The 13,785-nt window shown below is 71.0% G+C and carries 12 protein-coding genes; 4 read left to right on the top strand and 8 right to left on the bottom strand.

What is annotated here, in order from left to right; genetic code table 11:
* The first annotated feature begins 139 nt into the window (after positions 1-139).
* The 3 genes from ACFHWT_RS05265 (at position 140) to ACFHWT_RS05255 (ending at position 4,063) form a co-directional block, all read left to right on the top strand.
* Positions 140-1,330: a ParA family protein gene (locus ACFHWT_RS05265; protein WP_416593415.1), complete on the top strand. Its 1,191-nt coding sequence runs from the start codon at positions 140-142 to the stop codon at positions 1,328-1,330.
* 27 nt (positions 1,331-1,357) lie between these two features.
* Positions 1,358-2,407, top strand: a complete 1,050-nt coding sequence (locus tag ACFHWT_RS05260; RefSeq protein ID WP_416593414.1) for a ParB/RepB/Spo0J family partition protein — start codon at positions 1,358-1,360, stop codon at positions 2,405-2,407.
* A gap of 687 nt (positions 2,408-3,094) precedes the next feature.
* Positions 3,095-4,063, top strand: a complete 969-nt coding sequence (locus ACFHWT_RS05255; protein WP_416593413.1) for a hypothetical protein — start codon at positions 3,095-3,097, stop codon at positions 4,061-4,063.
* On the opposite strand, the gene ACFHWT_RS05250 is transcribed toward ACFHWT_RS05255, so the two are convergent.
* Together ACFHWT_RS05250 and ACFHWT_RS05245 are read right to left on the bottom strand one after the other, a co-directional pair.
* Positions 4,064-5,077 (bottom strand): D-alanine--D-alanine ligase family protein, encoded by a 1,014-nt coding sequence (locus ACFHWT_RS05250; RefSeq protein WP_416593412.1) that lies wholly within the window; start codon positions 5,075-5,077, stop codon positions 4,064-4,066.
* Positions 5,078-5,084: 7 nt separating this feature from the next.
* Positions 5,085-6,398, bottom strand: a complete 1,314-nt coding sequence (locus tag ACFHWT_RS05245; protein WP_416593411.1) for a PLP-dependent aminotransferase family protein — start codon at positions 6,396-6,398, stop codon at positions 5,085-5,087.
* Positions 6,399-6,682: 284 nt separating this feature from the next.
* Between ACFHWT_RS05245 and ACFHWT_RS05240 the strand changes: the two genes are divergently transcribed.
* Positions 6,683-7,333, top strand: coding sequence for a GNAT family N-acetyltransferase (locus ACFHWT_RS05240; RefSeq protein ID WP_416593410.1), 651 nt, complete (start codon positions 6,683-6,685; stop codon positions 7,331-7,333).
* Positions 7,334-7,343: 10 nt separating this feature from the next.
* Here ACFHWT_RS05240 and ACFHWT_RS05235 read toward each other — a convergent pair whose 3' ends face one another.
* The 6 genes from ACFHWT_RS05235 to ACFHWT_RS05210 all read right to left on the bottom strand — a co-directional run bounded on the left by ACFHWT_RS05235 (position 7,344) and on the right by ACFHWT_RS05210 (position 13,329).
* Positions 7,344-8,501, bottom strand: coding sequence for an N-acetylmuramoyl-L-alanine amidase (locus tag ACFHWT_RS05235; RefSeq protein ID WP_416593409.1), 1,158 nt, complete (start codon positions 8,499-8,501; stop codon positions 7,344-7,346).
* Positions 8,502-8,727: 226 nt separating this feature from the next.
* The gene (gene trxA / locus ACFHWT_RS05230) at positions 8,728-9,051 is read right to left on the bottom strand and encodes a thioredoxin (RefSeq protein WP_123606654.1); all 324 of its coding nucleotides are present in this window, start codon (positions 9,049-9,051) and stop codon (positions 8,728-8,730) included.
* 37 nt (positions 9,052-9,088) lie between these two features.
* A complete protein-coding gene (trxB, locus tag ACFHWT_RS05225) occupies positions 9,089-10,045 on the bottom strand; it encodes a thioredoxin-disulfide reductase (protein WP_416593408.1) in 957 nt (318 codons plus the stop codon).
* Between the two features lie 115 nt (positions 10,046-10,160).
* Positions 10,161-11,102, bottom strand: a complete 942-nt coding sequence (locus ACFHWT_RS05220; RefSeq protein ID WP_416593407.1) for a hypothetical protein — start codon at positions 11,100-11,102, stop codon at positions 10,161-10,163.
* A complete protein-coding gene (sigM, locus tag ACFHWT_RS05215) occupies positions 11,099-11,791 on the bottom strand; it encodes an RNA polymerase sigma factor SigM (RefSeq protein WP_416593406.1) in 693 nt (230 codons plus the stop codon). The genes ACFHWT_RS05220 and sigM overlap by 4 nt, the downstream gene beginning before the upstream one ends.
* Complete coding sequence (locus ACFHWT_RS05210; RefSeq protein ID WP_416593405.1) at positions 11,788-13,329, bottom strand: protein kinase domain-containing protein; 1,542 nt, start codon at positions 13,327-13,329, stop codon at positions 11,788-11,790. Before ACFHWT_RS05210 ends, sigM begins: the two co-directional genes overlap by 4 nt.
* Between the last annotated feature and the right edge of the window lie 456 nt (positions 13,330-13,785).

Genomic DNA, 13,785 nt, shown 5'->3' with positions numbered 1-13,785 from the left:
GCGCGTCGATAGTCTGGACCGGGCGGCAACGCGAAGTTGCACGACTCCTGCCGCCCCATGCCGGTCCGCACGCCACGCCCGAAGCGCGGTCGTGAGCGCTGGCGGTGCCGATCCATCCAACGCGGGCAGGGATGACACGGTGCATGACAACGGTAGTTACGAGGATCCGCGGTTGACCGGCGAGCGCCACGGTGTCGGCGACCCCACGTTGGTTTCACGTGAAACGGCGTACCCCCCGGGTTGGTCGGAGGGTGGGACGGCGCCGGTCAGTGGGGCACTTCAGCCACCCACGACGGCGCCGGTGCCTATGCCGGGCACCCCGACCTTGGCCGGCGTGCCGCCGGTAGCGGACACGTCGGTCGGCACCGCCCCGCCGCCGGAGCAACCGGCACCCAACCCGACCTCCCCGGCCGCCGACGAGCCGTACGTTTCACGTGAAACACCGAATCGGGAAGAGGATGATCCCCCCTTGGCAATGGAGGCTTTGCGCGCCGTGCAGATTCTGAACCCCAGCGGCGAGGTGACCATGCCCCGGCCGGACCGGCCCCGGGTGATGTGCGTGGCCAACCAGAAGGGGGGCGTCGGTAAGACGACCACCACGGTGAACCTCGCGGTAGCGCTGGCGCTGCACGGGAACCGGGTGATGGTCGTCGACCTCGACCCCCAGGGGAACGCCTCGACCGGACTCAACGTCCCGCATCACGCAGGCGTGCCGGACGTCTACGACTGCCTGATCGACAACGTGCCGCTGACCGAGGTGGCGCAGCCCGTCGAGGGGATACCCGACCTCTGGTGTGTTCCCGCGACGATCGACCTGGCCGGCGCCGAGATCGAGCTGGTCTCCGTGGTGGCCCGGGAGTCCCGGCTGTCCCGGGCCATCACGGCGTACCCGGTCGAGCTGGACTACGTGTTCATCGACTGCCCACCGTCGTTGGGTCTGCTGACGGTCAACGCGCTGGTCGCCGCGCAAGAGGTGCTGATCCCGATCCAGTGCGAGTACTACGCGCTGGAAGGACTCAACCAGTTGATCAACAACATCAACCTGGTCCGGCAGCATCTCAACCCGACCCTGGACGTCTCCACCATCCTGCTCACGATGTACGACCGCCGGACCCGGCTGGCCGACGCTGTCGAGCAGGACGTGCGAAACCACTTCGGGGACAAGGTCCTCCAGTCGGTCATCCCCCGCAACGTCCGGGTGTCGGAGGCACCGAGCTACGGCCAGTCGGTGATGACCTACGATCCCGGATCGCGGGGTGCGACAAGCTACTTCGAGGCGGCCCAGGAAATCGCCGAGCGCGGAGTCGCTCGGCTCGGTCGCAATGTCTGACACGGTGGTTGGATCGGGAGGCAGGGCATGAAGAACCGTCCGAAGGGCGGGCTCGGGCGCGGGCTCGGTGCCCTCATCCCTACCACCGCTCCGGTTCAGCCGGGTGCCGCACAGCCGGCCCCGGCCCCGGCTCCGGTGACTCCGTCCCCCGCCACCGCGGCCGTCTCCGGCAGCGTCGGAACCTCTGCTGCCGTCGCCACGGAACCGGCTGGGGCGCTGCCCGCCGACCTGTCGCCGGTGCCCGGTGCCCGGTTCGCCGAGCTGCCGGTCGCCGCGATCGTCCCGAACCCAAAGCAGCCCCGGCAGGTCTTCGACGACGAGGCGCTCGAGGAGCTGAAGGTCTCGATCGAGCAGGTCGGGTTCCTGCAGCCGATCGTCGTACGCCAGCTGGACGACGGTGAGCAGTACGAGCTGGTGATGGGGGAACGCCGCTGGCGTGCCGCGCAGGCGATCGGCCGAGAATCCATCCCCGCGATCGTCCGGGACACCAAGGACGACGCGATGCTCCGGGACGCGCTGCTGGAGAACATCCACCGGGCCAACCTCAACCCGCTCGAGGAAGCGGCCGCGTACCAGCAGTTGCTCGACGAGTTCGGGGCGACCCACGAGGAACTCGCCAAGCGCATCGGCCGGAGCCGGCCACAGATCTCCAACACGATTCGGCTGTTGAATCTGCCGGCTCAGGTGCAGCGGAGGGTGGCCGCTGGCGTGCTGTCGGCCGGCCACGCCCGGGCGCTGCTGAGCCTCGACGATTCCGACGCCCAGGACGCCCTGGCGCTACGCATCGTCGCCGAAGGGCTCTCGGTCCGGGCCACCGAGGAACTGGTGGCGCTCGCCGGGACCGAGGACTCGGCGAAGCGTACGACCAGTCCGCAGCGACGCCCGAAGGCCCACGCCCCGGCTCTCACCGATCTCGCCGATCGCTTGTCCGACCGATTCGACACCCGGGTCAAGGTCGACATCGGGCGGAGCAAGGGCAAGATCACGATCGAGTTCGCCACGGTCGACGACCTGGAGCGGATCGTCGGGATCATCGGGGTGGGCGACGGGGACGACGCTCAAGGAGCCGTCGACTGATCTGCCGGGCCGGTCCGTCAATCCGGCTGACACATCTGGCAAGGGCTGGTGTTTCACGTGAAACACCAGCCCATTTTGGCTGTGGCCCCTGGCCGTGCCGCCCAACGGCCCCCGGCCCTTCTGCCGTTGCCGATGGTCCACCCCCGCCGGGCGGTCGGCCGGGAGCGCCACCCGCTTCTCGCCGGGCGGTCGACCGGGCGGGCGGAGGCGACCGGGCGGGCCGTTTCACGTGAAACCGGTAGGGGCCGGTCGCGGGCCGGGCGCGATGTTCCACGTGAAACCAGAACGCGGACCCCGCCCGGCCGCCGAGGCACCCTGCGACTGTTCCGGGCGGTGCCGGACGGCTCACCGAGCCCGGTTACCGCTCGGCGAGTGGATCGTTGAGAAGACCGGGCCCCCCGGAGGCACCAAGACCATCCGCCGCCGGACCGAGCGGGCCCCGAGCGCTCCCGGTGATCGATCCGGTACGGGGCCGAGTTTTCCACAGGCGTTTTCCACAGGGAGCCTCGTTTCACGTGAAACAGCGGGTAGACCGGGTTGTCGCCCTGTGGATAACTCCTGTGGAAAACTGGGGCGGTGGGCCGTGTCCGGCCGCTGACCAGAGACAGATCGTCCCTCCGGACGAGAGTTCCGGGCCGGCCGAAACGGGGAACGACAGGCGGCGCAGACTCGGTTAGGGTCAGCGTCGTGCCAGACACCCCTGCCTCGGTTCCCGACTTCGCGCGATGGCCATCCTTCCCCTTCGAGGGCGACCTGCGGGTCAAGCGACTCGACGACCCGGTTGACGTCGAGCCGCCTCGCAAGGGTGAGGGCACGGCGGAGTGCTCGTCCTGTTCCGCCCCGGACGACGCGTACATCTGGGTCAGCGAACGCTGGCGGGTCCGCGCGATGGACCGCCCGACTGGACTACCGATGGTCCTCATCCTGGAGTCCCGGTCCCACTTCGACCTCGGCGATCTGCCGAACCTGCTCGCGGCCGAGCTCGGCGTGATGACCGTCCGGCTCGAGCGGGCGATCCGGTCGCTCGACGGCGTGGCCCGGGTTCACGTGAACCGGTGGGGCGACGGCTCGGCGCACCTGCACCTGTGGTTCCTGGCCCGGCCGTACGGGCAACTGCAGCTCCGTGGCACGTTCCTCTCACTATGGGACAGCATCCTGCCGCCGATCTCCGAGTCGCGCTGGCGGGAGAACCTGGCCCTGGTCGCCGCGTGGCTGGCGGAGTTTGGCGGTCGTCAGCTCGCTGAGCCACCGCGGATTCAGTGGCGGGCGCCGTCGAACCTCACCGAACAGGCGAGCCATCCGGTCAACGTCGACGACTTCGACGAGATCGACGGTGCAGGGCCGGCCGTAGCCGAGCTCCTGGTGCCGATGGAAAGCATCGAACCAGCTGCTGATCTCGGTGAACTCGCCAGCGACGTCGCTACGACCCAGCAGGGGGAACCTCCTGCTGCCGACCCGGCCGACCCGGCCAGCACCGCCGACGCCGACGGTGCCGAGGATGCCGCCGTCGACGCCGACGACAGCGCCGACGCGGATGCCGGTACGGAGGCGAAGAAGGACGACGACCCGGACCAGAACGGCGCTACCGGCCAGGGCGGGTCCGAGGTCCCAACTGCGGGCGATTCGACGGTGTCGCCGACTGGCAGCGCCCGGTGATCAGTTTGCCGGATCGTAGGTCCGGGCTGCGGCCCGGACCACCAGCGTGGCGAGCAGCTCGCCGAGGTCCAGTCCGCCAGCCTGGACCGCCAGCGGCAACAGCGAGGTCTCGGTCATCCCGGGCGAGACGTTGACCTCCAGGACGTGCGGCCGGGCGTCGGCATCGACGATCATGTCGACGCGGGAGAGGTCCCGGAGCCCGAGTGCCTGGTGAGCGGCGACGGCGGTCGCCGCCACCTGCTCGGCAGCCGGCTCGTCCAGCCGGGCCGGCGCGTGCCAGGTCGTCAGTCCAGCGGTGTAGCGGGCAGCGTAGTCGTAGACACCGTTGCGCGGCACGATCTCGACGGCAGGTAGTGCCTCCGGGCCGGCGCCCCGGTCGACGACCGACACGGCGACGTCCATCCCGGTGACATAGCGCTCCACCAACGCCGTCGAGTCGTACGCGAAGCAGCCGACCATCGCCGCGGAGAGCTCTGCCGCCTCGCGTACCACTGCCGCTCCCAGCCCGGAGCCACCCTGCGCCGGCTTGACCATCAGTGGCAGGCCGAGCCGTTCGACGATCCGCTCCAGCACGGCGACCGCACCCAGTTCGGAGAACCGGTCGTGGGGCAGTGCGACCCAGTCCGGAGTCGGGATGCCCGCCTCGCGCAGCACCGCCTTGGCCGACGGCTTGTCCCAGGCCAGGCGGGCGGCGCGGGCGTCGCAGCCGATGTACGGCACGCCGCAGAGATCCAGTACGCCGCGCAGCGAGCCGTCCTCACCGGTCGCCCCGTGCAGCGCGATGACCACCGCGTCCGGCGGGTCGGAGCGCAGCGCTGGAATCAGCGAGACGTCGGCGTCGCGCATCTCGGCCTCGACGCCGACCGAGCGGAGCGCGTCCAGCACCCGGCGACCGGACTTGAGCGAGACGTCGCGTTCGTACGACAACCCGCCGGCGAGAACGAGCACGCGCGGATCCGGGGCGGCGGACGACGACGAGGATTCGGTTGCGGTGGGGTCCAGCGCTGGGCTCATGCCCGAATCATGCCAAGTCAGGCCCGGGCGCGTCCGCGCCGGGGCGCTGGCGTCGGCCGGATCCGCCGGCGACCGGTCCGAAGACCTCGCGCATCGCCGACTCCCGCTCCATTACGCCGGCCAGCCGCCGGACGCCTTCCCGGATCCGCTCCGGCGGGGGGTAGGAGAAGTTGAGCCGCATGTTGCCGGCCCCGGAGCCGTCAGCGTAGAAGCCGGTGCCGGGAACGTAGGCCACCCGGGCGGCGATGGCCCGGGGGACCATGGCTTTGGCGTCCAACCCGTCCGGCAGCGACGCCCAGACGAACAGGCCGCCGCTCGGTCGGGTCCAGGTCGTCCCCGCTGGCATCAGGTCGGTCAGCGCGGACAGCAGTGTGTCCCGCCGCTCCCGGTAGACCTCCCGGTACGTCTTGAGCTGCTCCCGCCACGGCATGGTGGCCAGGTAGGTGGCGACCGCGGCCTGGGCGTAGGCACTGGGGCAGAGGATCTGCGCCTCACTGGCGATGACCAGCTTCTCGCGTACCGCGTGCGGAGCGAGAATCCAACCGACCCGCAGCCCTGGCGCAAAGGTCTTGGAGAAGGTGCTCAGGTAGAAGACGCCGTGCCGGCGCCGGGCCCGCAGCGGCGCCGGCGCTTCACCGTCGAAGCTCAACTGGCCGTACGGGTCGTCCTCCACGACCAGCAGGCCGGCGCGCTCGCAGATGTCGAGTACCCGGTCGCGGCGCTCGTCGGTCAGCGTCACGCCGGCCGGGTTCTGGAACGTCGGGATGGTGTACAGGAACTTCGCCCGTCGGCCGGACCGGGCCACGTCGGTGATCGCCTGCTCCAGCGCCTCGGGGACCAGCCCGTCGGCGTCCATCGGCACGTGCACCACCTGGGCCTGCGCCGCCTGGAAGACGCCGAGAGCGCCGACGTAGGTGGGGCCCTCGGCGAGGACCACGTCGCCCGGATCCAGGAAGAGCCGGGCGACCAGATCGAGGGCCTGCTGCCCGCCGACGGTCACCACCACGTCCTCGGGGGATGCCCCCGACGAGACGTCGATCCCGGACAGCGACATCACTTCGCAGATCCGTTCCCGCAGGTCGAGGGTGCCCTGGCCGATGCCGTACTGCAGGGTCGAGGTACCGGTCTCAGCGGCCAGGCGGCCGAGCATCTCGCCGACCGCGTCCAGCGGCAGCGCGGCGACGTACGGCGCTCCGCCGGCGAGCGACACCACCTCCGGCCGACTGGCGACGGCGAACAGCGCCCGGATCTCCGAGGCGGTCATCCCCCGGACCCGGCGGGCATAGCGGTCGGTGTAGTCGTCGAGCGTCGTGCCGGTCATGACCTCACCTCGAAACGCGTCGCACCGGTGGTGCCGGGTCGGGCCGCGACACGCACTGATCGTCTGATGGTAGTCCGGCGTGTCGCCGTCCGGCGTGGGCATTACCACACCGACCACATGTCGGACCAGCGAACCCGGATTGGCCTGCGAACGCCCGCAGATGGGTGCCCGACCTCTCCCCGGACGCGAGGTTGCGGCGTACGATCGCTCGTTGGGGACAGGAGACGGCGCGTGGTGAAGCTCGGCGGGTTTCAACGCTTGACCGGTTCGGTGGGGGATCGTCAATGTCGCGACGTCTGGTCAGTCTGACGCTGGACACGCTGGAGGAGCTACCCAGATCCTGCCGGCGGTGCGTCTTCTGGGAGCTCGATCCGGTGGCGGCCGACCGCGCCCGGGCCTCCGGCGACCCGGCGCTGGAGAAGGAGGCATGGGTCTCCCAGACCCTTCTGGAATGGGGTTCCTGCGGGAAGCTCGCCTACGTCGACGGCATGCCGGCCGGCTTCGTGATGTACGCTCCGCCGGCCTACCTGCCGAGGTCGATGGCGTTCCCGACGTCCCCGGTCTCCGCCGACGCGGTACTGCTGACCACGGCGCACGTGGTGCAGCCGTTCGCTGGCGGTGGCCTCGGGCGGATGCTGGTGCAGGGCGTGGCCCGGGATCTCACCAAACGGGGCATCAAGGCGATCGAGGCGTTCGGCGACACCACCGCCGACCCGGAGGAGACGGCCGGTCGGGGCTGTCTCGCCCCAGCCGACTTCTACCTGTCGGTCGGCTTCAAGACGGTCCGGCCGCACCCTCGGTTCCCCCGGCTACGGCTGGAGTTGCGGACCGCGTTGTCGTGGAAGTCGGACGTCGAGTACGCCCTGGAGAAGCTGCTCGGCTCGATGACGCCGGAGAGCCTGCTGCGCCCGGCCACCCGCGCGGCGACGAACTGACTGCCGAGGTTCAGGCCTCCGCCGTCGCGTCGACCACCGCCCGCAGCGTGTGTACGTCGATCGACCCGGTCGGCACGTCCAGCTCCACCGGGTAGTACATCCGCTGCACCGCGGCGACCAGCGCCTCGGCCACCTGGTCGCGGAATCCGGGCCGGATCAGCCGGGCCCGATCGGCTGAGCAGGTCAGATAACCCACGTCCACCCGTACCGCCGGCATCCGGGTGAGCCGTAGCAACTCCCAGCTCTTCGCGTGGACCCGGCAGTCGCGCAGGCCGGTACGCACCGCGATCTCCCGTTGCACCAGCCCGGCCAGCCGCTCGCCGACCGTCGACGTGACCCCGTTGCCGGTGCCGTAGTGGTAGGTGGCCACCCCGTCGGCGGCCGGGTTGGCATGCCCGTCGACGTGCAGGGAGATGAACAGGTCCGCGCCGACGTCGTTGGCCAGCTGGGTCCGCGCCGGGTCGCTGAGCACCGAGGTGGTGGCCGGACCACGGGTGAGGTGCACCCGCATCCCGGCTGCCGCCAGCCGCCCCTCCAACCGGGCGGCGAGGTCGTACGCCAGCTCCGCCTCGGACCAGCGTCGGCCGCTGTCGATGACCACCACGCCGGGATCGGGTCCCCCGTGACCAGGGTCGATGACGATCGTCTTGCCGACCAGGTTGGGGCCGGACTCGCGGAACGCGTCCGCTTCCCGCAGCCACTGCGGGCGCCCGCCCACCACCTTGCGGCCCAACCTACGCATCGCGTGCATGGTGTACGGCCCGCAGCTGCCGTCGGCGGTCAGTCCCACCTCCCGCTGGAACTGGGTGACGGCACGGGCGGTGCGTCCGCCGTACACGCCGTCGGCGCGGCCCACGTCGTAGCCCATCTCCAGCAGTCGTTCCTGCAACGCCCGGACGTCCTCGCCGACCAGCGGCTGCGGTATCGAGTGGTAGAGCGCCCGGTCGCCGAGCCGCCAGCGGGCGGCGTCCAGCGCCCGCCAGGTCTCCGCGCCCACCCGGCCGTCGATGCTCAGGCCACGGAGTTGCTGGAAGGCGCGTACGGCGTGCTCGGTGCGGGCGTCGAAGACGTCGGCCCCCGGGGTTGGCTCGAGCAGCTCCAGGTTGACCAGGATGGAGCGGATCTCGGCCACGGCGGGACCCTGATCGTCACGGCGGATCGGGCGCACGGGACGTGGACCTCCCCCCTGCAGGCGCGGACGATCCGGAGCGTAACCCGGCCGGCAGGTGCCCGTACCCGGGTTGCGGCGAAGCGGACCGTACGGGGAGCGCCCGGTGCCCGGACGATCAGTCCGGAGACGGACCAGCCGGCGGCCCAAAAGCCGACCAGCCGGTCCCACCCGACGGGGTAGGACCGGCTGGTCGCCGTGCCGCGCGGGGCTGCCCCGCTGAGGTTCAGAAGGCCGACTCGATCAGCTTGACCAGGTCGCCCTTGGGCCGGGCACCGGCCACTGACTGCACCGGCTCACCGGCCTTGAACACGGTGAGCGTGGGAACCGACATCACCCGGTACCGGCGGGCAATCTCCGGGTTCTCATCGATGTTGAGTTTGACGATCGACACCTTGTCACCCATCTCGGTGGCGATCTCCTCGAGCAGCGGTGCGACCTTGCGGCACGGCTGGCACCACTCGGCCCAGAAGTCCACCAGCACCGGCTTGTCGGACATGAGTACGTCGGTGGCGAAGCTGGCCTCGGTGACCGCTCGGGTAGCTCCCACGGAAAATCCTCCTCCTCGACCGCCGGTGCGCCGGCGGTCAGACCTCTTCGAGTGTGGCGAGGTAACGCTCGGCGTCGAGCGCCGCCGCGCAACCGCTGCCGGCAGCGGTGATCGCCTGCTGGTAGGTATGGTCGACCAGGTCACCGGCGGCGAACACGCCCGGCACGCTGGTCCGGGTGCTCGGCGAGTCGACCAGCACGTAGCCGTTCTCGTCGAGCTCCACCTGGCCGCGGAACATTTCGCTCCGCGGATCGTGACCGATCGCGACGAAGACCCCGGTGACGTCGAGTGTCCGGGACTCGCCGGTGTGCGTGTTGCGCAGCCGGATTCCGGAAACCTTACCGTCGGCGCCGAGGATCTCCTCGACGACACTGTTCCACTCGACCCGGATCTTCTCGTTGCCGAGCGCGCGGGCCGCCATGATCTGGCTGGCCCGGAACTCGTCGCGGCGGTGCACGATGGTCACTGATTCGGCGAACCGGGTGAGGAAGGTGGCCTCCTCCATCGCCGAGTCGCCACCGCCGACCACCACGACGTGCTGCCCGCGGAAGAAGAAGCCGTCACAGGTCGCACAGGAGGAGACCCCGTGGCCGAGGAACTCCTGCTCACCTGGGACGTTCAAGGGACGCCACGCGGAGCCGGTGGCCAGGATGATCGCCTTGGCCCGGTAGCTGGTTTCGCCCACGTAGACGGTGCTGGCCTCGGTGGTACCCGGGGTTCCGGTGTCGGCCAACTCGACCCGCGTCACGTCGTCGGTGATGAACTCGGCACCGAAGCGCTCGGCCTGCTTGCGGATCGAGTCCATCAACTCCGGACCCATGATGCCGTCGGGGAAGCCCGGGAAGTTCTCCACCTCGGTGGTGGTCATCAGCGCCCCGCCGGACTGCACCCCCTCGATGACGAGTGGGCGCAGGTTGGCGCGTGCGGCGTACACCGCGGCGGTGTAACCGGCCGGCCCCGAGCCGATGATGATCAGGTTGCGGACCTCGTCCACTGCCGACTCCCAAAGTCTGATTTCTGCCCAACGGCGACCGTTGACGACAACGCCGCGGGGCCGGTGGGTAATCCCGCTCCGGTGCCGCGTGTCCCATGTCACGCGGCCGGCAGGGTCACCCTACCTGTGTCGAGTACCTGGTGTCCGCGCCGGCCACGGGCGTACCGCAGCCGGTGCCGCTCACCCAGATCCAGCTGGCACCGAAGCTGTCGCTGAACGAGAGGACCAGCGCCGGTTCACCTTCGAACGCCGCGAAGTCCACCAGGTCGACGCCGAGGACGCCGTTGCTGTGCTCGGCGGTCACCGCGGCCACGCAGTCGGCCAGCGCGGCCGGGTCGGCGAGCCTGGCCAGCGCGGTCGAGGCGGGCAGCTCCTGCAGTACGGTGTCCTCGCCGGCCGCCGGTTCCCCCCCGTCGACACCGCTGCGTCCGACGGCCTCGAACGCTGGAACGATCGTCGCCCGCTGGTAGTCGTTGCCGCTGGCCAGCAGCCGCGGTGCGGAGGCGTCCATCATCGTGCCGGGCTGGTCCTCCTGCCGGGTCTCGGCGCTCTGCTGGCTTTCGGCGCTGCCGGCACCGTCCGGCGCGCTACCCGCCGTGGTGCTCGAGTCGTCGGCGGACCCGGCACCGAGCAGCTGGCCGACCCCGAGGCCGGCGAACGCCACGGCGAACGCCACGGCGGCCGCCGCGACGGTGATCGGAGCGGCGTACCGCTGCCAGCGGCGGCGGTCCCGCCGCGTGCGGGCCACCGCCAGCGGCACCGGAGCCGCGACGGTCGCCGGATCCGGGGCCGGCTGCGGTAGCGGCTCGGCGGCCAGGGCGGCGTGCACCCGGTCGGCGACGTCGGGTGGAATCGGCTCGACGACGCTGCCCCACTCGGCGAGCATCGTCTGGACCAGCTGGGTGGCCTCGACCAGCTCGTCGTGGGCCGCCCGCCAGGACGGCCGTTCCGCGATCAGCCGGGCCACGGCGACCTCGTCCGGGGTGCCGTCGAGCGCCCCACCGACGTAGTCGGCGAGCAGCTCTCGATCGACCTCCTGGAACCGGTCGGCGGTCACCGTTCCTCCTTGCCACCGTCGCCACGTGCGGACCCTGATGGGACGTCGTCGAGCCGCTGCGGGTTCCGTGGGGTGAGCGACGACACCTCGGCGCGTGGCGGTGCCACCTGCGCGTTCGCCCGCTGCGGCCGCAGATGCCCGAGAAGCCCGGCCAACCGGGCCCGCCCCCGGGCGCAGCGGCTCTTCACTGTGCCCTCGGCGACGCCGAGCATCACCGCCGCGTCGGCGACCGGGTAGCCCTGCACGTCGACCAGGATCAGCGCGGCCCGCTGTTCCGCCGGCAGCTCGGCCAGCGCCTGGCGGACGACCAGGGCGGTGTCGTGATCGACCGGGGGTGCCGCCGGCTCGGTGCCGCGTACGCCGTCGTCGTCCCGGCCGCCGTCGGGCAGCGGCACCGTGGGGTGGGATTTGCGGCGGCGCACCCGGTCCAGGCAGGCGTTGACCACGATCCGGTGCAGCCAGGTGGTGACCGCCGCGTCGCCCCGGAACCGGGCGGCCGCGCGGTGCGCCGACAGCAGTGCGTCCTGCAGCGCGTCGGCGGCCTCCTCGCGGTCGCTGAGGGTACGCAGGGCAACCGCCCAGAGCCGGTCCTGGTGCCGCCGTACCAACTCGCCGAACGCCTCCGGGTCGCCGTCGACGTGTGCCCGGAGCAGTTCCTCGTCGCCGAGGTCGGCCCGGCGTCCGGTCATGGCCCCTCGACCGTGATCTCCTGAACGCCGATCTGGTACTTGTCGTTGCCGATCGGAGGCAGTTTGGTGATCCACACCAGCAGGTACTGGTAGGTCTCGTCGGGCGAGAACCCGCTGAAGGTGAGGGTCGCACCGTCGGCGTTCTCGAATCGGGCGCCGATCCGGTCGGTGAACGTCTCGAGGATCTCGTCGTCACCTTCCCGGGTTGCGCCCGGGTCGTTCGGACCGGCCAACAGCTCGGCGGTGGCACCGGACGCGGAGAGCTCGACCTTCACGCTGGTGACGGCCCGGGGCTCCTGCAGGTCGATCAGCACCCCCATGCCCCGCTTCAGGTTGCCGAAGTTGGGGTTGCGCTCGTAGGCGTCGGTCTCCCAGCCGGTGTTGGTGTCGCCGTCGACGGCGGCCTCCGCCCCGTCGAGCTCGTCGCGGGCACCGTCGGCGTCGACGATGCGGACCTGGTCGCCGGAGAGGGCGATCGGCTGTGGCTGGGCCGGGGCACTGGTCTCGGTGGGGCCCGGGGTCGAGGTCACCTGGGTCTGCGGCGGTGTCGGCTGACCGTCCTCGCCGTCACCGTCGTTGCCGAGCGCGCTGATCCCGAAGAACAGCCCGGTCACCGCGATGACCAGCAGGCCGGCGACACCAGCGGCGATCTTGCGGCGGGACGCGAGCGGGGTGCCGGCCGGCTCGTCGTCGTCGGCCGCCGAGAACCGCAGCGGCCCGACGCTGTCGAGGTAGTGCTCCTCGGTGCTGGCGTCGAGCCGGCCCAGTTCGGCGGCGAGCACCTCGGAGGTGGGCAGCGCGAGTCGCGGGTCGAGCAGGTCCATGGTCAGGTCGTCGAGGTACGCCGGCACCCCGGAGCGCACCTGGCGGGGCGCGGCGACCGCCCCGGTCGCGTCCCGGACCGCGTCCGGCAGCGCGGTGCTGCCGGCCTCGTGCTGCGGCCAGTGGCCGGTCATGGCGAAGTAGAGGACCCCGCCGATCGCCCGGATGTCGGTTTCGTAGGTGTCGGAGCTGTCGGCCCGCGCGTCGGCCAGCACCACCCGGCCGTCATGGCCGATCATCACCGTTCCCGGGTGGATGTTGCCGTGCACCATCCCGGTGGCGTGCACCGCAGCGATAGCGGAGGCGACCGAGTGGGCGATCATGGTGGCCCGGGCCGCGTCCAACGGACCGGCGGCGGCGATCACCTCGCGCAGCGAGTCACCCTCCACCCACTCGCGGACCACGTAGGCCCGCTGCCCCTCGTCGATGGCGTCGTAGACGCCGACCAGGTTGGAGTGGATGACCCGACTGGCCCGTACCGCGGCCTGCAGCATCTCCATGGCGGAATCGCCACCGGGGTAGCGCAGCACCACCGCGACCGGACGGCGCAGCACCACGTCGACCCCACGCCAGACCTGCCGGCCCGCACTGTCGTTGTTGACGTGCTGAGCCAGCTGGTATCGCTCGGCGAGGATCTCGCCGGCGGAGGGCGCATCGAAGGCCATCATCGGCGGACTGACCTCGTCCGCCTCCTGGCCTTCGCCGACCTGGGTCACCCGTCCTCCCTGTTGCTCGTCTCGGTCGAACCCTGGTGCTGGTCGTCCGGTTCTGCCGGTTGTTCGGTTGTCCTGCTGGTTGCCCTTTGCCGTGCTGGTCGTCGTGCTGCCGACACCGGCCGGCTCCGCATCGATGGGACGCCAGCGTTCACGACCCGGTGTCGCACGTATCCGTCCAGAACGACCTTACCTGCGTTGCGGCAACACCAACATCTCAGCTTCCCGCAGCTCCCGCAATGCCGACCGGGGGTCGACCTGCCGTCAGGCGGACCCGCGCCGACCGGATCCGGTCAATGCCGCCCTGCCCGTACGGCCAGCCCCACGCCCGGCCGGTGAGTAGCTACCGGGCGTGACACTGGCCCGGACGCATAACCTCCATCGCAAATATACGTTGTACCGCCCGGGTGCCGCTCCCAGCCCGCCGCGACAGCCCGTTCCGACAGCATCACCACGGCT

It is taken from the genome of Micromonospora sp. LOL_021 (assembly GCF_048060215.1).
GTDB lineage: Bacteria > Actinomycetota > Actinomycetes > Mycobacteriales > Micromonosporaceae > Micromonospora_E.
The sequence above is the reverse complement of the archived record's forward strand: the minus strand, read 5'-3'. Positions and strand labels throughout refer to the sequence as shown.